The organism is Arthrobacter sp. R4-81 (assembly GCF_054792365.1).
This window is the reverse complement of the sequence record NZ_CP096445.1, coordinates 2085261-2103629: the sequence shown is the minus strand read 5'-3', so window position 1 is coordinate 2103629 and position 18369 is coordinate 2085261. Positions and strand designations below refer to the sequence as shown.

18 protein-coding genes are annotated in these 18369 nt (G+C 60.8%); 7 read left to right on the top strand and 11 right to left on the bottom strand.

Annotated elements, in window-relative coordinates:
* Nucleotides 1-26 precede the first annotated feature (26 nt).
* From ruvC to pdxT, 3 genes are read right to left on the bottom strand one after another with little or no spacing between them, the layout of a single operon-like run.
* Nucleotides 27-602 carry a crossover junction endodeoxyribonuclease RuvC gene (gene ruvC, locus M1E05_RS09945; RefSeq protein ID WP_247040160.1) on the bottom strand — a complete coding sequence of 192 codons (576 nt, stop codon included), beginning with the start codon at nucleotides 600-602 and terminating at the stop codon, nucleotides 27-29.
* Nucleotides 603-611: 9 nt separating this feature from the next.
* On the bottom strand, nucleotides 612-1367 hold the full coding sequence (locus M1E05_RS09940; RefSeq protein ID WP_458111050.1) for a YebC/PmpR family DNA-binding transcriptional regulator: 756 nt from the start codon (nucleotides 1365-1367) through the stop codon (nucleotides 612-614).
* Nucleotides 1368-1370: 3 nt separating this feature from the next.
* Entirely contained in the window at nucleotides 1371-2129 is a 759-nt protein-coding gene (gene pdxT, locus M1E05_RS09935) for a pyridoxal 5'-phosphate synthase glutaminase subunit PdxT (protein WP_461165141.1), read from the bottom strand.
* A gap of 91 nt (nucleotides 2130-2220) precedes the next feature.
* Between pdxT and M1E05_RS09930 the strand changes: the two genes are divergently transcribed.
* A complete protein-coding gene (locus M1E05_RS09930; RefSeq protein ID WP_461165140.1) occupies nucleotides 2221-3525 on the top strand; it encodes a MurT ligase domain-containing protein in 1305 nt (434 codons plus the stop codon).
* Between the two features lie 59 nt (nucleotides 3526-3584).
* Complete coding sequence (locus M1E05_RS09925) at nucleotides 3585-4262, top strand: type 1 glutamine amidotransferase (protein ID WP_461165224.1); 678 nt, start codon at nucleotides 3585-3587, stop codon at nucleotides 4260-4262.
* Nucleotides 4263-4277: 15 nt separating this feature from the next.
* Here the strand turns inward: M1E05_RS09925 and M1E05_RS09920 are convergent, their stop codons facing one another.
* A complete protein-coding gene (locus tag M1E05_RS09920; protein ID WP_461165139.1) occupies nucleotides 4278-5276 on the bottom strand; it encodes a CapA family protein in 999 nt (332 codons plus the stop codon).
* A gap of 7 nt (nucleotides 5277-5283) precedes the next feature.
* On the opposite strand from M1E05_RS09920, the gene M1E05_RS09915 reads away from it, so the two are divergent.
* On the top strand, nucleotides 5284-5583 hold the full coding sequence (locus M1E05_RS09915) for a hypothetical protein (RefSeq protein WP_461165138.1): 300 nt from the start codon (nucleotides 5284-5286) through the stop codon (nucleotides 5581-5583).
* A gap of 12 nt (nucleotides 5584-5595) precedes the next feature.
* Entirely contained in the window at nucleotides 5596-7608 is a 2013-nt protein-coding gene (locus M1E05_RS09910) for a M3 family metallopeptidase (RefSeq protein ID WP_461165137.1), read from the top strand.
* A gap of 208 nt (nucleotides 7609-7816) precedes the next feature.
* Here the strand turns inward: M1E05_RS09910 and pdxS are convergent, their stop codons facing one another.
* From pdxS to M1E05_RS09880, 6 genes are all read right to left on the bottom strand, one after another.
* Nucleotides 7817-8743 (bottom strand): pyridoxal 5'-phosphate synthase lyase subunit PdxS, encoded by a 927-nt coding sequence (gene pdxS, locus M1E05_RS09905; RefSeq protein WP_308198279.1) that lies wholly within the window; start codon nucleotides 8741-8743, stop codon nucleotides 7817-7819.
* 221 nt (nucleotides 8744-8964) lie between these two features.
* Entirely contained in the window at nucleotides 8965-9600 is a 636-nt protein-coding gene (pgsA, locus tag M1E05_RS09900; protein WP_458111055.1) for a phosphatidylinositol phosphate synthase, read from the bottom strand.
* Nucleotides 9593-10183 carry an HIT family protein gene (locus tag M1E05_RS09895; RefSeq protein WP_461165136.1) on the bottom strand — a complete coding sequence of 197 codons (591 nt, stop codon included), beginning with the start codon at nucleotides 10181-10183 and terminating at the stop codon, nucleotides 9593-9595. Before M1E05_RS09895 ends, pgsA begins: the two co-directional genes overlap by 8 nt.
* Nucleotides 10184-10204: 21 nt before the next feature.
* Complete coding sequence (gene thrS, locus M1E05_RS09890; RefSeq protein WP_458111057.1) at nucleotides 10205-12214, bottom strand: threonine--tRNA ligase; 2010 nt, start codon at nucleotides 12212-12214, stop codon at nucleotides 10205-10207.
* A 101-nt stretch (nucleotides 12215-12315) separates the two neighbouring features.
* The gene (locus tag M1E05_RS09885) at nucleotides 12316-15837 is read right to left on the bottom strand and encodes a DNA polymerase III subunit alpha (protein WP_461165135.1); all 3522 of its coding nucleotides are present in this window, start codon (nucleotides 15835-15837) and stop codon (nucleotides 12316-12318) included.
* Nucleotides 15834-16178: a DUF6504 family protein gene (locus M1E05_RS09880; RefSeq protein WP_458111059.1), complete on the bottom strand. Its 345-nt coding sequence runs from the start codon at nucleotides 16176-16178 to the stop codon at nucleotides 15834-15836. Before M1E05_RS09880 ends, M1E05_RS09885 begins: the two co-directional genes overlap by 4 nt.
* Before the next feature lie 154 nt (nucleotides 16179-16332).
* On the opposite strand from M1E05_RS09880, the gene M1E05_RS09875 reads away from it, so the two are divergent.
* Nucleotides 16333-16719 (top strand): hypothetical protein, encoded by a 387-nt coding sequence (locus M1E05_RS09875; protein WP_309105296.1) that lies wholly within the window; start codon nucleotides 16333-16335, stop codon nucleotides 16717-16719.
* A 7-nt stretch (nucleotides 16720-16726) separates the two neighbouring features.
* Here the strand turns inward: M1E05_RS09875 and M1E05_RS09870 are convergent, their stop codons facing one another.
* The gene (locus M1E05_RS09870) at nucleotides 16727-17047 is read right to left on the bottom strand and encodes a chorismate mutase (RefSeq protein WP_458111060.1); all 321 of its coding nucleotides are present in this window, start codon (nucleotides 17045-17047) and stop codon (nucleotides 16727-16729) included.
* Nucleotides 17048-17189: 142 nt separating this feature from the next.
* Between M1E05_RS09870 and M1E05_RS09865 the strand changes: the two genes are divergently transcribed.
* Together M1E05_RS09865 and M1E05_RS09860 are read left to right on the top strand one after the other, a co-directional pair.
* A complete protein-coding gene (locus M1E05_RS09865) occupies nucleotides 17190-17330 on the top strand; it encodes a hypothetical protein (RefSeq protein WP_458111061.1) in 141 nt (46 codons plus the stop codon).
* Between the two features lie 808 nt (nucleotides 17331-18138).
* Nucleotides 18139-18360, top strand: a complete 222-nt coding sequence (locus tag M1E05_RS09860; RefSeq protein WP_461165134.1) for a hypothetical protein — start codon at nucleotides 18139-18141, stop codon at nucleotides 18358-18360.
* Nucleotides 18361-18369: the final 9 nt, after the last annotated feature.

Below are 18369 nucleotides of genomic sequence, written 5' to 3'. Positions count from 1 at the left end.
CTAATACCCGAACGACTAACATCCATTCACCGTGCACGGCGCGCCTTGGCCTCCGCTTCAGCCCATGCACGTTGTGCCGGGGTGAGTGACAGGCTTCCCGGACCCGTCGTGGCCACTGCAGCCCCGCTGCCCGCCCGCCAAGCGTGGGTTATGGCCAAGGCCAGCGCATCTGCGGCATCGGCAGGACGGGGCGGAGCGTCAAGCCGCAGGATCTTGGTGACCAGTTTGGTGACGGCCTCCTTATTCGAGGTGCCACTGCCTGTCACGGCTGCCTTAACCTCCGACGGCGTGTGGAGGGCTACCGGTATTCCCCGCCGGGCCGCGGCGGCGATCACCACTCCGGACGCCTGTGCCACACCCATGACGGTACTGACGTTCAGTTGCGAAAAAACACGCTCCACCGCCAGGACATCAGGTTCGTAGCGGTCCAGCCAATCATCGATCGACGTCGCGATCAGCAGCAGTCGCTGGTCCAGCGTCTCACTGGGCGAGGTGCCCACAACACCCACGGCCACCATGGTTGCACGGCGGTTTTTTTCAACATCCACGACGCCAATACCGCATCGCGTGAGCCCCGGATCTACCCCCAGTACGCGGAGCAAAGCCCTAGATCACTCGGCTTCCAGGGCGGCCTGTACTTCGTCACTGAGGTCAGCGTTGCTGTAGACGTTCTGAACGTCGTCGAGCTCTTCGAGCGCGTCCACGAGCTTCATGAACTTCTTGGCGGCGTCGAGGTCCAGCGGAACCTGCATGGACGGCACGAACTCCGCTTCGTCGGTGTCGTACTCGATTCCGGCCTCGGTGAGGGCATCGCGGATGGCCTGCAGATCCGTGGGCTCGGAGTGGACCTCGAAGGTGTCCCCGTTGTCCTTGACTTCCTCGGCGCCGGCATCCAGCACGGCCATCAGGACATCGTCCTCGCTGAGGCCGTTCTTGGGCAGCGATACAACGCCCTTCCGGGAAAAGAGGTAACTGACCGAACCGGGATCGGCAATGGTGCCGCCGTTGCGGGAAATGGCAAGCCGTACTTCGGAGGCGGCACGGTTCTTGTTGTCCGTCAGGCACTCGATCAGCAGGGCCGAGCCTTGGGGGCCACGGGCCTCGTACATGATCTCTGTGTAGTCAACCGTTTCACCGGTGAGGCCGGCGCCGCGCTTGATGGCCCGGTCAATGTTGTCAGCCGGGACGGAGGTCTTCTTTGCTTTTGTAACGGCGAGTTCCAGGCTCGGGTTTCCGGCAAGATCCGGCCCGCCCATACGAGCTGCGACTTCGATGTTCTTGATCAGCTTGGCAAACGACTTGGCCCGCCGGCTGTCGAGGATGGCCTTCTTGTGCTTGGTCGTCGCCCATTTGGAGTGGCCTGACATGCTTTACGCTTCTCCTCTGATCATTCGAATAAACAGTTCGTGCACACGCTTCTCCCCCGTCACTTCCGGGTGGAATGAGGTGGCCAGCAGTTGACCTGAACGCACTGCAACAATTCTAGCCTTCCCGTGCAGGGCCTCGGAGTGGGCGGCGTTGGCCGGTTCCACCTGCGCCAGCACCTCCACGGCCGGGCCTACCCGCTCAACCCACGGACCACGGATGAACACTGCATGCACGGGAGCAACGCCGGTACCTGTGGCACTGAACTCGAGTCCCTTGAACTCAAGGTCGGTCTCAAACGATTCGCGCTGGCGCCCAAAGGCGTTGCGGCGGACCGTCATGTCCAGCCCGCCAAAGGTCTGCTGGGGATTCCCGGACAAGTCCTTTGCTGCATCGGCAATTTCGTCCGCCAGCAGGATCATGCCGGCGCAGGAACCGTACACGGGGAGCCCGCTGGCAATCTTTTCCCGCAGCGGCTCAGTCAGCTCGAAAATCCTGGCAAGTTTGTCAATCGTGGTGGACTCGCCGCCTGGAATGATGAGGCCGTCCAGATCGTCGAGTTCCTTCGGCCGCCGGACTGCCACGCCCTTGGCGCCGGCGTCTTCGGCGGCGTGAAGGTGCTCCCGGAAGTCACCTTGCAGCGCCAGGACGCCGATGCGAAGGCCTGCGCCTGCTCTTGATGATTCCTCTGCTGACCATGAAGAGGACAGCGATGAACCCCGCGCGGAATCCAGCGAAAATTCCTGGGAAGTGGGATTGGTCATTCATCCAGCATAATCTCCCGCAAGCGGCTCCTGACGCAGCAGGGACAAGGCCCGGCAAGAGTGCATGCCTGTGCTGGGATATATTCGGAGCATGTTTTTCTTCAGCGTCCCCCTTGGAAAGCTCGTGCGCCGGGTCACCCGGCTAAGGGGAGGCGGCTCGGCTTTTCCCGGCCTGGTGGTCGAAAAAATTGACCCCGGTTTTATGGCGCGGACGTTGACCACGCTCCCCCACGGCGTGGCCGTCGTCAGCGGCACAAACGGCAAAACCACCACAACCAAAATGGTGGTGGAACTGCTGGAAAGCCAGGGGCTGACGGTCTTCACGAACCGCACCGGCAGCAACTTCACCCGTGGCGTTGCGGCCGCCCTACTGGGAGAAGTGGACTGGCGCGGACGACTTAATGCCGATATCGCTGTGCTGGAGCTTGACGAAGCCCATGCGGTTCATTTTGTGAACAGGGTTCCACCGCGTTACAGCCTGCTCCTGAACGTGCTGCGCGACCAGCTGGACCGGTTCGGAGAGATCGACAAGACAGCTGAGCTGCTGCAACACGTTGCTTCCAAGACCACTGGCACGGTGGTGCTCAACCGTGAGGACCCGAGGGTGGCCAGGATTGCTTCTGCACTGGCCCAGCCGGGGTCCGGCGGACCCGAGGTCCGCTATTTCGGTCTTGATGACTCACTCTTGAGCACCTTTCCCAATGACGATGACATGCGTGCCGGTCCCGGCAGCCCGGTGCCGGTTGTACCGGAAAGGCCGCATGCCGACGTCGTGCTTCGCCGCGTGGGTGTGGATGACGCCGATTTTGAGTACGACGGCGCGATCGTCACCACGCATATGAAGCTTCGCGGCGTGTACAACATCTTCAACGCTGCCGCTGCCCTCACGCTGGCCCGTTGCATCGCAGGGCAGGGGTCCGGTCCTACGGACCATGAGTCGCTGCTGTCGGCGCTTTCCAACGTGGCCCCTGCTTTTGGTCGGGGCGAGAGCCTGATTGTGGACGGGCTCCCCCTTGACCTGGTCCTGGTCAAGAATCCCAGCGGCTTCCGGCTGGGTCTCAAGTCGTTCCCCGCAGGGGGGTACGCCACCATGATTGCCATCAACGACAATTACGCTGACGGCCGCGACATGTCATGGCTCTGGGACGTCGAATTCGATTCCCTTCGTAACAGCGGCGTCGAGCAATTGAGCGGCTCCCGTGCCTACGACATGGCGCTCCGGCTTCAGTACGACGAGGTCCCTGTCGGCGAGGTCAACACCGACATCACTTCCGCTCTGGCAGCCTTTATCCGGGACGCCAAGGACCAGCCGAAACGGATATTCTGCACATATACAGCGATGCTGGCCATCCGCCGGGAGCTGTCCAAGATCACGACCGTGGAGGTGGTCTCTTGACGCAGGAGGCTTTGGAGAACAAAGGCATCATTCGTGTCGTGCAGCTGTATCCGCGGGACATGAACATCTATGGCGACTGGGGCAACGCCCTTGTCCTGAAACGGCGCCTGGCCTGGCACGGCTACACTCCGGAACTGCTCGAATACAACGTGGGCGACGACTTCCCGGACGATGCGGACCTCATCGTTGGCGGCGGCGGGCAGGACAGCGGGCAACTGGTTATTCAGGCCGATCTCCTGAGCCGGGGGTCAAGGCTGCAGGAACTTGCCGAGGATGGCACGCCGATGTTGCTGATCTGCGGCATGTACCAGCTCTTTGGCCGCTTCTTCAAGACGCGCACGGGTTCAGTCATTCCCGGCATCGGCGTCCTGGACGTGGAAACACACGGCACAGACGAACGGCTTATCGGAAACGTGAAGGTCGAATCCGAGGAGTTCGGGGAAATCCTTGGCTACGAGAATCACAGCGGCCAAACCACCTTGGGTCCCGGCGTCCGCGCTCTGGGGACCACGGCCAAGGGCACCGGAAACAACAGCAGCGATGGGCAGGAAGGGGCCCGCTACAGGAACATTGTGGCCAGCTACCTTCATGGTTCACTCCTGCCCAAGAATCCGGCCATCGCCGATTTCCTGATCCGCACCGCCGTCGAACGTAAATACGGAAGCTTCACAACCGGTGAACCGGATGACCGTTTCGCAGTCCTTGCGAGGGAACACGCCGGGCGCAGGCCCCGCTAGCTCACCACCTCGCGCTCAGGGCTCCTTGCTGATGAGGAGTTCGTGAGCGCCCGCTGTTGCCGCTCCCATCGACTCCACGACCGTCTTGGTCCGCTGGTGTGTTGCGGCGTCCTCGGCCGGTGTTGCACATGGTCCTTGCGGCGCGTCCGAAGCAACCGAGCACCACCTGTAAGGGTCACGGACAATAACCGAGGGGGCCCAGGCAAGATCTGCCGCAGTCCATTTTCCGGCAGCGTCCTGGCTGAACTGCGCCCGGACCAACAACCCCTCGTTGTTGACTTGGTACCAGGGCGACAACTCCGTAACGCCGTTGCCCAGACCGTAGACAATCCACGTTCCTTTGTACTGCTCGATCGGCAGGACGGAGTGGGTGTGATGCCCGTAGATCATAGTGAATTCGCCGCTGTCCACCAGTGCATGGGCGGTCTCCTGCTGCTGGGCGTTCGCCTCGCTGGCGTATTCATCGCCTGCGTGCATGACTCCCAGCACGATGTCTGCACCCATGGTTTTGGCCTTCTTGGCCTTGGCGATCATGGTGGCTGCGTCGAGCATGTCCACCTGCCATTCCTGCTCCGGAATCTGGCCGTTGAGCCCATAGGTGCCGATGATGACGGCAATGTTCGCCGCCGGTGTAGGGAGGATGAGAATTCCCTGCGCCTCGGCCTCCGTCCGGTACGAGCCGGTGTGCTTCAGCCCGGCAGCGTCAAGGGCATCCAGAGTGCGGACCAGGCCCTCGGTTCCGCGGTCAATGGTGTGGTTGCTGGCCGTGGTGCACGCCTGATAGCCCACCGCTTTGGACGCGGAGATGATCTGCGGGGGAACGTTGAACGACGGGTAGGCCGAGAAGGGGCCATCAGGACCGGCTACCGGAGTCTCCTGATGGCAGATTGCGAGGTCGCTCCGCTGGATATACGGCCGCTGACCTTCCAGGAGCGGAACGAAGTCCAGCCCTGGCTTTCCGGCTGCGGCTGCGTCCTGCTGGGCTTGTTGCCACAATTGCGTGTGCACAAGCATGTCGCCTGTGACCAGAACAGAGGCGCAGCGCAGCGTGGGGCATTCCGGGCCTTTGCCGGGGGTCGGCGTCGGAGTGGGTGTTGGGGAAGGTGACAGGGTCGCCGGGGCCGCCGCTGCCGACGTCGTTGCCGACGTCGTTGCCTCACGGTCCTGGTCGGCGATCACTCCGCAGGCTGCCGTCGAAACCATGAGCGCCGCTGCGGCTGAGACCGCGGCGAGCCCATGGGAAAGTTTCCTGGAATTGCTTGACATGTTCGACATCCTACGGCGAACGCCGCCGATGCTGGTCAACCATGCCGCCGCGTGAAATTGTTGCTTCATGACGAACCCCCTTCTGACACCCAGCCCTCTGCCCTTCGGCCTGCCGCCCTTTGCCGATATCGCGGAAACCCACTATGGGGAAGCGATCCGGGCCGGTCTGGCGGAGCAGCTTGAAGACATAGGGGAAATCGCCGCGAACCCGGAGCCGCCAACGTTCGAGAACACGGTTCTGGCGATGGAGCGCAGCGGTGCCCTCCTTCAACGCGCGGCGGCCTCCTTCTTCACGCTGGTTTCGGCACACGCATCAGATGCCATCCGCTCCCTGGAGACAGAAGTGTCACCCCTGTTCGCGGCGCACCAGGACGCAATCTACATGAACAGAGCACTGTTCGAACGCTTCGATGCGTTGAAGACAGAAGGACTCGACGACGAATCGGCGCGGCTGGTCCAGGAGTACCTCAAAGAATTCCGGGAGTCAGGGATCCAGCTGGACGACGCCGGGCAGGAAAGGCTCAGAGAAGTCAATGCGGAGCTCTCCCGCCTTGGCACCGAGTACGGCCAACGCGTGAAGGAAGGTATGAAGCAGTCCGCCTTGCTGCTGGAGGACGAAGGTGAACTGGCAGGGCTTCCCGCCGATGACATTGCCAATGCAGCGGAAGCCGCGCGCCTGGCCGGACATGAGGGCAAGTTTCTCCTCACCTTGATCCTGCCGAGCAATCAGCCGGCAATGTCAGCCTTGGAAAACCGGGCCGTGCGCCGCCGGCTGTACGAGGCATCTGTCAGCCGCGGGATCAGCGGCGGCAGCCTTGATGTCCTGGACCTCGTCAAGGACATGGTGCGGCTGCGATCTGAAAAGGCTGCCCTGCTGGGCTTCGGAAACTATGCAGAACTGACTGTGGACCGTCAGACAGCCCCGGACTTCGAAGCCGTGCAGTCCATGATGAGAAGGCTGGCTCCGGCTGCTGTGCGGAACGCTGACGAGGAGGCTGCTGCGCTGGCGGAGATCGCAGGCCACCGGTTGGAAGCATGGGATTGGGCGTACTATTCGGCCCAAGTGAAGAAGGACCGGTATTCGGTTGATGACCAGCAACTGCGGCCCTACTTTGAACTGGACCGGGTGCTGACAGACGGCGTGTTTTTTGCAGCCACCACCCTTTACGGCGTCACATTCCACGAACGAAACGATCTCCCGGGCTATCACGAGGATGTCAGGGTGTGGGAGGTCCGGAACGAAGACGGCTCTGAGCTTGGCCTGTTCCTGGGCGACTACTACAGCCGTGAATCCAAGCGGGGCGGCGCGTGGATGAACTCGCTGGTTGAACAATCGGCCCTGCTTGGGAGCAAGCCTGTGGTCATCAACAACCTCAATATCTCCAAGCCTCCCGCTGGCGAGCCGACCCTCCTCACCCTCGACGAGCTGCGTACCGCTTTTCACGAGTTCGGCCACGCGCTCCACGGCCTGTTCTCCAATGTCACCTTTCCCCGGTTCTCAGGCACGTCAGTGCCGCGGGACTTCGTTGAATACCCCTCGCAGGTCAACGAAATGTGGATCATGTGGCCCGAAGTCCTGGCCAACTACGCCCGGCACCACGAGACGGGCGAGCCCCTTCCCCAGGATTTAGTTGACCGGCTTAAAGACGCCGAGCTTTGGGGGGAGGGTTTCGGCACCACGGAGTACCTGAGCGCCGCCCTGCTTGATCTCGCCTGGCATGTACTCGACGCCTCTGAGGTTCCTGCCGATCCCTTGGAATTCGAGGCGAAAGCACTGGCTTCTGCCGGCGTCGCCCACACGCTGATCCCGCCGCGTTACAGGACCGGCTATTTCCAGCACATCTTTGCCGGAGATGGCTACTCGGCCGGCTACTACTCATACATCTGGAGCGAAGTGCTCGACGCCGACACCGTCGGGTGGTTCAAGGAGAACGGTGGATTCAACCGGCAGAACGGTGAGTTCTTCCGCACTGAGCTGCTGGCCCGGGGAAACAGCCGGGATCCCCTTGAATCGTTCCGCGCATTCCGCGGCAGGGACGCCCAACTGGAACCCCTCCTCAAGCGCCGCGGCCTCGAGTAACGGTCCCCCCTTAAACAACGACGCCGGCCCGCCACCAAAAGTGACGGGCCGGCGTCGTGGCTAAAAGAGCCGATGCAACAGGCGGGGGTGATCCGGCAGCGTGCGTAAAAGGGGCCCCGTGCCCAGGCTCACCGCGAAGCGGCCTGGCAGGGCACGGGGAATAGCACGCAGAGGATCAGCGCCGCCAGGCGCCCCACAAAGAAGAGGACTACCAGCCGCGTTCGGCGAGGCGGTGCGGCTGCGGGATCTCGTCCACGTTGATGCCGACCATTGCCTCGCCCAGGCCGCGGGAGGCCTTGGCGATGACGTCCGGGTCATCGAAGAAGGTGGTGGCCTTCACGACGGCGGCGGCGCGCTGGGCCGGGTTCCCGGACTTGAAGATACCCGAGCCGACGAACACGCCGTCGGCGCCAAGCTGCATCATCATGGCCGCGTCAGCGGGGGTGGCGATGCCACCGGCGGTGAACAGGACCACAGGAAGCTTGCCCGAAAGCGCTACTTCCTTGACCAGTTCATACGGTGCCTGCAGTTCCTTGGCGGCCACATACAGCTCATCCTCGGGCAGTGAGGAGAGCCGGCGGAGCTCGGCACGGATCTGGCGCATGTGGGTGGTGGCGTTGGAGACGTCTCCGGTGCCGGCCTCGCCCTTGGACCGGATCATCGCCGCGCCTTCGTTGATGCGCCGCAGCGCCTCACCGAGGTTGGTGGCACCACAGACGAAGGGAACAGTGAATTCCCATTTGTCGATGTGGTTGGTGTAGTCGGCCGGGGTCAGGACTTCGGACTCGTCAATGTAGTCCACTCCGAGGGACTGCAGGACCTGCGCCTCAACAAAGTGGCCGATCCGGGCCTTGGCCATGACCGGGACGGAGACAGCTTCGATGATCTTGTCGATCATGTCAGGATCGGACATGCGGGACACGCCGCCCTGGGCACGGATATCGGCCGGAACACGTTCCAGCGCCATTACTGCAACGGCACCGGCGTCTTCGGCGATGCGGGCCTGCTCGACGTTAACGACGTCCATAATGACGCCGCCCTTGAGCATCTCAGCCATACCGCGCTTGACGCGCTTGCTGCCCGTGACGCCGTTCGCCGACGAGCCGGCTTCGCTGCTTACATCAGGTGTAGACACAAAAACCCCTATGGGTAGATAGATGTTACTTTGATCCGGATTCCCGATCGGTGCTGACGGCACGCAAAACCAGCATCGCCACACCGGATTACCGGATCCATTGATTCAGGTATTCCTAATACTAGTCCCCCGTGGCTGAGGGGCTTAATTCCTATGACGGACAGCGGCAGACCGCTGGTCCAGTGCGGGTTAGGTGCAGGTTCAGGCGGGGTTGGGATGCTTTAGGCGGGCTGCTCGAACGCGGTGCCTGCCTCGTCCAGGGACTGCCGCCGGACGGTGACAATGCGCTGCACAATAGTCACAAAACTTGCGGCGGCGAGCACAGCCAGGGTCACCAGCAACACAGCCTGCGGCAGACCGAGCCCGGTAAATCCGGTCACAACCAGCACAGACACCAGCCGCTCCGCACGTTCGGCAATGCCGACATTGGCGTTGAAACCCAAGGACTCAGCTTTGGCCCGCACATAGGAAACCACCATTCCCAGCACAAGGCAGATCAGGGCGCCAATGCCGATTGCCGTGTTGGCTCCGCCCATAAAGAACCAGATGGCAAGTCCGGCGAACAGCGCGCCGTCGGCTATCCGGTCCAGCGTGGAGTCAAGGAAGTTTCCCCACCGGCCGCCCTTGTCCGCAATCCGGGCCATGATGCCGTCAACCACATCGGAGAAGATGAAGGCTGTGATGAAGATCGTCCCCCACCACAGCTGGCCAATGGGATAGAAAACGAGGGCTCCCACCACCGCGCCTGCTGTGCCGAAGATGGTGACCGCGTCCGGCGATACTCCATGCTTCAGCAGCCAACGTGCCAGCGGGGTGAAAAGCCTGGTGAAGAAACCACGGGCGTGTCTGTTAAGCACCTTGGTCCTCCGGCCATGCCTCGGCAACCTGTTGGCGCACCTCGTCCAGCGTCTGCGTGATGGCTTTGGTCTGGGCGATGATCGGGAAGAAATTTCCGTCCCCGCCCCAGCGCGGCACTACATGCTGATGCAGGTGACCCGCGATGCCGGCACCTCCCACCACGCCCTGGTTCATCCCAAGATTGAATCCTCCGGGGTTGGCCACTTTCCGCAGAACCCGCATGGCCGTTTGGGTCAGGGCGGAGAACTCGGCGGTTTCCTCTTCAGTGAGGTCTGTGTAGTCAGGGACATGCCTGTATGGGCAAATCAGCAGGTGTCCGGGATTGTAGGGGAACAAGTTCAGTACCACGTAGTTGCGCTTCCCCCGATACACGATCAGGGATTCCTCGTCGCTGCGCCCTGGTGCGACGCAGAACGGGCAATCATCCTGGTTTTTGAACTGGTGCTGCCCACCCTTGATGTAGGCCATACGGTGCGGAGTCCACAGGCGCTGGAACGCGTCCGGAACTCCGACCAGGCCGAAGTCGTCAGTCACCCCGGCGTCGCCGGAATAGTCCGCGTCCGCGCCTGTGTTCTCCTGCACGCTCTACCCTTCCGGTTTCCGCTACCTGGTCCGGTCGCGGACAGCGTCGACAATGCGGCGGACAGCCTCAGCAACCGGCACCCCGTTATCCTGACTGCCATCCCTGAACCGGAAGGATACTGCTCCGGCTTCAGCGTCTTCGCCGCCGGCGATCAGGACGAACGGGATCTTGTCCTTGCTTGCTGTGCGGATTTTCTTGGGGAACCGGTCTGATGAAATGTCCACCTCGGCACGGATGCCGGCCGCCTTAAGCTGATCCACGACGTCGAACATGTAGTCGTTGAACGCTTCCGCCACCGGGATGCCAACAACCTGCACGGGCGCCAGCCATGCCGGGAACGCTCCGGCGTAGTGCTCGGTCAAAACACCCATGAACCGCTCAACCGAGCCGAACAGGGCACGGTGGATCATCACGGGGCGCTGGCGTGTGCCATCAGCGGCCTGGAACTCAAGTTCGAAGCGTTCGGGCAGGTTGAAGTCCAGCTGGATGGTGGACATCTGCCAGGTCCGGCCGAGGGCGTCTTTGGCCTGTACCGAGATCTTGGGACCGTAGAACGCGGCTCCGCCCGGATCCGGAATGAGGTCCAGCCCCGAGGCCTCGGCGACTTCGGCGAGGGTCCGGGTGGCTTCTTCCCAGGCGGCGTCCTCACCGACGAACTTGTCTTCGTTCTTGGTGGACAGCTCCAGGTAGAAATCATCCAGGCCGTAGTCCTTGAGGAGACCCAGCACGAAGTTCAGCGTGGTGGTGAGCTCGTCTTTCATCTGCTCGCGGGTGCAATAGATGTGGGCGTCGTCCTGTGTCATACCCCGCACACGGGTCAGGCCGTGCACCACACCCGACTTTTCATACCGGTAGACAGACCCGAATTCGAAGAGCCTCAGTGGCAGCTCGCGGTAGGACCGCCCGCGGGAACGGAAGATGAGGTTGTGCATGGGGCAGTTCATCGGCTTCAGGTAATAGTCCTGGCCTGGTTTGCGGACCGTGCCGTCCTCGTTGAGTTCCGCGTCAACGTGCATTGCCGGGAACATGCCGTCCCTGTACCAGTCCAGGTGGCCTGAGACTTCGTAGAGGTGCCCTTTGGTGATGTGCGGGGTGTAGACGAACTCGTAGCCCGCATCCACGTGGCGCTGGCGGGAGTAGTCCTCCATGGCCTTGCGGATGATGCCGCCCTTGGGGTGGAACACCGGCAGGCCTGAACCCAGCTCGTCGGGGAAGGAGAACAGATCCAGTTCGGCGCCCAGCTTTCGGTGGTCGCGGCGCTCCGCCTCGGCGATGCGCTCCTGGTAGGCCTTAAGGGCATCTTTGGTGGGCCAGGCTGTGCCGTAGATCCGCTGCAACTGCTGGTTATTCTGGTTGCCCAGCCAGTAGGCGGCCGATGACCGGGTCAGGGCGAAGGCATTGGAGATCAGCTTGGTGTTTGGCAGGTGGGGCCCGCGGCAAAGGTCGCACCAGACGCTGTCGCCGCTCTTGCGGTCAACGTTGTCGTAGATGGTGATGTCGCCAGCACCGACCTCGACATTAACCCCCTCGCCAGCGTCGGCGGCGTTGTTCTTCTTGCCCAGCAGTTCGAGCTTGTAGGGCTCATCCTTCATGGCTTCACGGGCCTCGTCCTCGCTGACGACGCGCCGGACGAACTTCTGGTTCTGGTTGACGATCTTAAGCATCATCTTTTCAAGCTGACGCAAGTCTTCGGGCGTGAAGGGCTCCTCAACGTCGAAGTCGAAGTAAAAACCGTCCGTGATGTACGGGCCGATTCCGAGCTTGGCGTCAGGGCGAAGCTGCTGTACGGCCTGGGCCATGACGTGGGCTGTCGAATGCCGGAGGACGTTCAGTCCATCAGGGGAATCGATGGTGACGCCTTCAATAACCGCACCTTCCGGCAGCGGCTGGTCCAGGTCCTTGAGTTCGCCGTCAACGCGGGCTACAACGACGTCGCGGCGCTCAAAAAAGAGTTCCGCGCCGGTGGTCCCGGTAGTCACCTTGGTCTCTTCGCCATCGACGATGAGGGTGATCTGCTGGGCATCTGACACGGGTGTCTCCTATTCATGTTGAGGCTTCGTAGCTTGTGGCGTACGGGGACCACAGCCAGCCTCGTCCATCGTATCGGTTTCTGGGCAGCCCCCGACGCAGCTCAGCTGCCGAGCCCGGTGATGGCCAGGTTGCGGGCGATCCCGTCCAAAGGCCCGGCCTGGCCAAAGGTCACCTGGTCCTCCTCGGTGCTTGTAGTCAAGCTGTACTGGTTTTGATCCGCCGGCGGGAAGGGGAGGGTTTCTATCCTGCTGAGGTCCCATGCCATGCTGGCACTCAAACTGATCCCCCTGGGTCCGGTCCTGCGGGTGGTTCCCCGGATCAGGAGCAGGCGTGTTCCAAAGAGCAAAGGACCGGCCAATTCCTGCGCCTCGTGGAAAAAGACAGAATCCACGCATCCAGTGCCGTCATCGATACTGATGAAAACCACACGGCGGCCTCCCCTCATGGGCGGTGTCTGGGTGGCGATCCGGACACCGGCCACCAGCACCTCAGTACCGTTACGAAGGCCAAGCAGCTTGTCGGCGGTTGTTACCCCCAGCCGGTTCAGGAGTGGCCGATGGCTCTCCATCAGGTGCTCACTGACGTCCACGGCCATCAGGTCAAGTTCTGCACGGACATTCTCCACCATGGTGGGAGCCGGTAGCCCCCGCTGGAGATTGTTCAGTTCCACGTCCCCTAAAGGCAGAGCAAGTTGCCCTTCAATGACATCAACGCCTTTCTTGGTAGGACGGCTCTGAAGGTTTTGCAGATGAAGGACGAGGTCAGCACGGTTCGTATCATTTACGGATTCACGGTGAAGGGAATCAAAAGCACCCAGTTGGGCGAGCCGCTTGATGCCAGGTTTGGATAGGCGTGAACGTGCCCGCAAATCCGCCAGGGACTCGTACGGTTGTCCGGCAACGATCCTCTTAAGCTCTGAGGCCGACAATCCGAAGATGCCCTTGAGGCTTAGCCGGATCCCCAGCTTCCCGGCATGCTCCCCCGACTCAACCCGTTCTACCCGGTATTCGGCTTTGCTCCTGTTGATGTCCAGGGGAAGGATGGGGATTCCCAGCCGCCGGGCTTCCGCAACAAGAAGCCGCTTGGGGTACATGCCAGGATCATGTTCCCAGAGCCCGGCAAGGAACGCTTCCGGATGATGCGCTTTCAACCAGGCCGACTGGTAGGTGGGTACAGCAAAGGCCGCCCCGTGAGCCTTGCAGAAACCAAAGCTGGCAAAGGATTTCAGGGTTCCCCAGACCTTGTCCACCACTTCGGGGGAATAGCCTTTGGCTTTGGCCTCGCGGCGGAAAAACTCTTCCACTTTGAATTCCAAGGCCTCATTTCCAAGCACGCGGCGGAACTCGTCAGCCCTGGCAAGCCCGCACCCTGTCATCACGTCCAAGGTCTTCAGGATCTGCTCATGGAACACCGTGACTCCATGGGTTTCCTGCAGGACAGGCTTCAGATCAGGATGGGGGTAAACCTCTGGTGAAAACCCATGCCGGTGCTCCAGGAAAGGCCTGACCATGTCCGACTTCATGGGCCCAGGCCGGAAAAGCGAAATGTCGATGATGAGGTCATTGAAATCCCGGGGGGCCATTTTGCCTACCAGTTCCCGCTGCCCCGGAGATTCGATCTGGAAGCAACCAAGAGTGTGGGTACTGCGTATCAGCTCATAGGTTGGTTCATCATCCAAGGGCACTGCATTGAGGTCTATATGCCCGTCATCAGAGATGTAGGCAGGACCATTCCCGTCATTGCCAGGAGGATGCGAACCAGCTGCTGTTACCTCTGCCTTGGAGGGATGAAGCCGGATCACTTCCCGGACCGCAAAGGCCATGGCGCTTTGCATCCTGACCCCCAGGACATCGAGCTTCAGCATTCCCATGGGATCCATGTCGTGTTTATCGAATTGGCTCATGGGTAATCCCAGTCCGCTGGGCTGGACCGGGGTCCGGTCCAAAAGGGTGGAATCGCCCAGGATCACTCCGCAGGGGTGCATGGAGATGTGGCGAGGCAACCGGTCCAGTCGTTCAGTGAGATCAACCAAAAGATCAAGCTGCTGGTTTTCAGAAAAATCCCGCTCAACCCGGCCAGCGAACTCCCGTAGTTCCGGCTTCTCAGCAAGGGCTTCGCGGAATTTACGCGCGGAAAAGCGCCACAGCTGTTTCGCGATTTCGCCTATTTCGCCGTCGTCCATTCCAAGTGCCATGCCTGCATCCCGGACAGCACCGCGAGCGCGGTACCCGTTTTGCATGCTCATCAAAGTGACCCGTTCAGCCCCGAACCGGTCAAAGATTTTCCGGTAAACGTTGTGCCTTTCGGCGCTTTCGACGTCGATGTCAATATCGGGAAGGGTCGCCCTGTCGCCGGAAAGAAACCGTTCAAATACGAGGTCGTGCTGGAGGGGATTCACCTGGCTGATATCAATAAGGTAGTTGACCAGGCTTGAGGCTCCGGAGCCCCTGGCCGCCGCCCTGACGTTCATATCCAGGATCATGCGGGAAACTTCGGCAACGGTGAGGAAGTAAGAAGCAAAGCCGAGGTTTCCGATGATCCTTAGTTCATGCTCCAACCGGGAGCGCATTTCAACTTCCTGCTTTCCGGAGATCCCCGGGAAGCGGCGGCCGATCCCGGCCTCACACCGCTGGATCAGTTCCACTAAAGGATCACCGGCGATGCCGATGACGGAAGTTTCAGGAACAACCGGTTGCTTCCAGCCCATGTCGGAGACTGGATCCATCCGGCAACGATCCGCGAGCGCCTCCGTTTGAGCCAGCAGTCTTTTCAGGTCAGCTGTGCCGTACCCCGCTGAGTGGATGATTTCTTTTGCCAGCTGCACCATGTGCGCCTTGGACTTGAACCAGCCTTGTCCTGTTGGTTGCAGAAGGGGGGCTGAGGAGAGTTCAGGAAGTGATTTCAGTGTGCGGGCGGAATCGAGGACATCTGCTGTGGCAGCTCCATCCTCTTCGCAGTACCTGACGGCGTTGGTCAGGACGGCTGGTACATGGTGTTCGGCGGCGAGTTTGAGCATGCGCACAGCATGGGCAGTGCTCAGTGGGGCTCCTGGGGGGCTTAGCTGTGACACGACTTCGGCCACTACTGTTCCCTGGGGCATTGCTTCCAGCCAGCGCTTGAACAAGGTGCGGGGAAGTAGGTATTTCCGTCCTCCCATGGACCGGCCGACGTCGGAATCAGGTCCGATGAGAACGGTCAGGACCGGTTTCAAAGTGTCGGGATCCAGTGTTCTGGATGCCAGCTCCGCCCTGGTCACTGCGACAGGGACCACTCCCCCTGCCTTGCCTGTTGTCCTTGCATGGGCGTCGGAGATAAGCCGGCAAAGGGCACGGTAGCCGGCTCCGTTGTTGTGTCCATGGGCGAGGACAACAACCCGGCCCGAAAGCTGGGTGCGGTGATCGCCGTCGTCGTCAAATACTGCGAGATCAACTCCCACTACCGGATCGATGCCCGCAGCCATGCATGCCTTTAAATGTTTGACTGTTCCGTACAGCCCGTCCCTGTCGGTGCACGCCAATGCTGTTGCCCCGTCAGCCGCGGCTGCACTGGCAAGTTCCTCCGGCCAGGAGACTCCGTAGTGTGCGCTGAAGGCAGTGGAGACGTGAAGGTGGGTAAAGCTCATGCTGTTTTTGGTGCTGTTCTTGGCTGGAGGGCATCATGGATGCGCAGCAGCCTCCAGCGCCCGCTGCCAATATCGCGCGACAGGTCCAGCGTTAATGGTTCCTGCGGCACCCCCGGTGAACGCTGATCTTCAGCTTTGACTTGCACCCGCCAGATTTCATGGTCTACCAGTCCCTTGCCTGCCCCCAGGGGTGCCCTTTTTTCCTCTGCCCACCATTGACGGCGTTCAAACCAGCGCACCGGTTCTGCACACACGGTGTAGCGGCACCCTGCCCAGAAAAGGTTCAAGGGCTGGCCTTCAGGAGCGCATTCCACCTCTACACCCTCACTGAATATCCCCATGGATGCCTCCGTGCAACTTTCTTACAGCTTCCTTGCAACTTCTAACAACTTCCTTCTTCGAATATATCTTCGAATACTTTCAGTCTACGCCCGAGGCATGACAAAACCTAGGTCGGGGGTGGACGGAAGGGGAAGCAGAGAGCAGGATGGAGCCATGAGTTCCAATGAAGCACTCCTGAGAAACGCCAGCATCGCCGCCAAGAATTCACATTTGGTGGCGACTTTCGATATTGATGGCAATATTCCGTCGTCGGGCGCCTACGTCGTGGGGCTTGTTGCGTCCACTCCTGACCTGTCACATCAACGAAGGCTTGGAATCGAGTTCATGAATGGCGAGGCAGTCTCGTTCTATGCCTTCAACCATGACGGCACCGAGGAGAACTTCGACCTCGACGGAGTGGAGCATTCAGGCAATACCATCACAGGGCATTTTCCCCTGAGCACCATAATGGGTCTCGGCAAGGGGCATCTGATATCAGCCTTCAGCGAAGCCGACGGGCGGGAATTCCAGGCAGGCGTTCAGGTCCAGGAATCTCTCTGAAGCTGAATCAGTCGTTGTTTTCCTGGACTTTGAGTTCCAGTTCGATGAATTCGGAGATCATGGTCCGGTAGGTCGTTTCCACCAGGCCGGGATCAATGCCCTTCTTTTCGGCCGCGAACCGGACGTGCTCGATGATGCGCTCCACCCGGCCCGGTGCGCGTACTTCCGCACTGTCCCCTTTTAGCGTCCCGGCGATGCGGATCAGACGTTCCCTGCGGGCGATGAGGCTGACGATCTGCTCGTCCACTTCGTCCACGGCCACGCGCACGGCGGCGAGCTGTTCTTTGTCGGCCTGGGCGTTTTTGTCGAGTCCGTATTCTGTGGGCATGTGACTGACAGTATCTAAGGATGCAACCCGAGTCGACTACATTTCCCTTGGCGCTGGCCGCGTACAGGTTTAGAACAGGCTGGCCAAGTCTGAAACGCGTGTCTTGGATTCACTACCACCAGAACGCACATAGGGTCGGTACATGGACAAGGAACATACCGGCGAGCTGGACGGGCAGACCTCTATCAACGAGCTGCTCGACGAACCGGTCGGCCATGCTCACATCCAGATGGCGCTGCCCCTTCATGTCCAATTCTCCGCGGGGAAATTCGTACGCCTGTAGGGAGGAGCAGCTGCCACTTTTCGAGGTTGCCCACAGCGCCGAATTTTCCCGTGGAGCGGAACGCTCTCATTGTGCTGGGATGTCATGTAAGAATCGGAAGATTGACTGCACCCCCCCTTGGGCGCACTGCACCACGACGTCGAAAGGTCCTGGTAAGGCGTCTTAGAACGTGCCGATCCCATTCTGCGTTGGTCAACATCGAAGAATCGAAATTCTTGACCAGAGGAACCAGGTAACTGACGTAGTTTTTGTTTTTCATGATTATTCGGAACTCTATCGCCCCCTGGTTGGAGTGGCGCCGCTGCGCTTCTCTGGCTGGCACAAGAGGCACGGCATAAACTTGGGATGTTCACGTGGCGATCGCGGTTTGCGGATTAAGCGTGCGTCAGAACGGAGAGCGCCATGCTCAAGATCCTCATGTGCAAACTGAACTTGCGCCATGCGTGGCACATAGAATCCGCAGAGGACGGCAGCGGCCGCTATAGGCGCTGCACGCGGTGCGGTAAGTACGACCGCGACAGGGACGGCAGCGGCTTTATGCACTGACACCGGCATCCGGATTTCGACGGCGGCTCGACAGACCTCCCGTTTGGCTTTCGCCATACTGGTTCGCAGTGGGAACAAGGCCTGATACGCGCGACTGCTCGCCGACGCACTGCCAGCCGGCCACGCACCCCTGCCGCTCGCCCGCCTCGTCGCGTCCTTCTCCCCTGCCGAGCCGCCGCAGGGACGTCACAGCGTGTATCCATCGTAGTCAAAGTCGAAGACCGGCAACCGGGCCGCAACGATGAAAAGGGGTCTTCCGCAGATGTTTCTCCACGCGTCTTCGGTTCCTACCCTTGGGCGCATCCTCGAGGAAATCCATAAACTCCTCGATTTCTTCGCCCATGAGGGACCCGTCGTCCCCATCTTCACCATGGACTTCCAACAGGACCGGCCACACCGGCGGAGGGTCGTCATGGGTACAAAACGCTCTGACGTAGTAACTCACGGCCACGAGGATACCGTCCAGTCAAGCGGGATGACATGACTTCCTTCA

Bases quoted from the DNA above. Each gene is read 5' to 3' on its own strand.
- M1E05_RS09940 (WP_458111050.1), bottom strand. From the start codon at position 1,367: ATGTCAGGCCACTCCAAATGGGCGACGACCAAGCACAAGAAGGCCATC.
- pdxT (WP_461165141.1), bottom strand. From the start codon at position 2,129: ATGACCAATCCCACTTCCCAGGAATTTTCGCTGGATTCCGCGCGGGGT.
- M1E05_RS09930 (WP_461165140.1), top strand. From the start codon at position 2,221: ATGTTTTTCTTCAGCGTCCCCCTTGGAAAGCTCGTGCGCCGGGTCACC.
- M1E05_RS09925 (WP_461165224.1), top strand. From the start codon at position 3,585: ATGAACATCTATGGCGACTGGGGCAACGCCCTTGTCCTGAAACGGCGC.
- M1E05_RS09920 (WP_461165139.1), bottom strand. From the start codon at position 5,276: ATGCTTGTGCACACGCAATTGTGGCAACAAGCCCAGCAGGACGCAGCC.
- M1E05_RS09910 (WP_461165137.1), top strand. From the start codon at position 5,596: ATGACGAACCCCCTTCTGACACCCAGCCCTCTGCCCTTCGGCCTGCCG.
- M1E05_RS09885 (WP_461165135.1), bottom strand. From the start codon at position 15,837: ATGAGCTTTACCCACCTTCACGTCTCCACTGCCTTCAGCGCACACTAC.
- M1E05_RS09880 (WP_458111059.1), bottom strand. From the start codon at position 16,178: ATGGGGATATTCAGTGAGGGTGTAGAGGTGGAATGCGCTCCTGAAGGC.
- M1E05_RS09875 (WP_309105296.1), top strand. From the start codon at position 16,333: ATGAGTTCCAATGAAGCACTCCTGAGAAACGCCAGCATCGCCGCCAAG.
- M1E05_RS09870 (WP_458111060.1), bottom strand. From the start codon at position 17,047: ATGCCCACAGAATACGGACTCGACAAAAACGCCCAGGCCGACAAAGAA.
- M1E05_RS09865 (WP_458111061.1), top strand. From the start codon at position 17,190: ATGGACAAGGAACATACCGGCGAGCTGGACGGGCAGACCTCTATCAAC.
- M1E05_RS09860 (WP_461165134.1), top strand. From the start codon at position 18,139: ATGTTTCTCCACGCGTCTTCGGTTCCTACCCTTGGGCGCATCCTCGAG.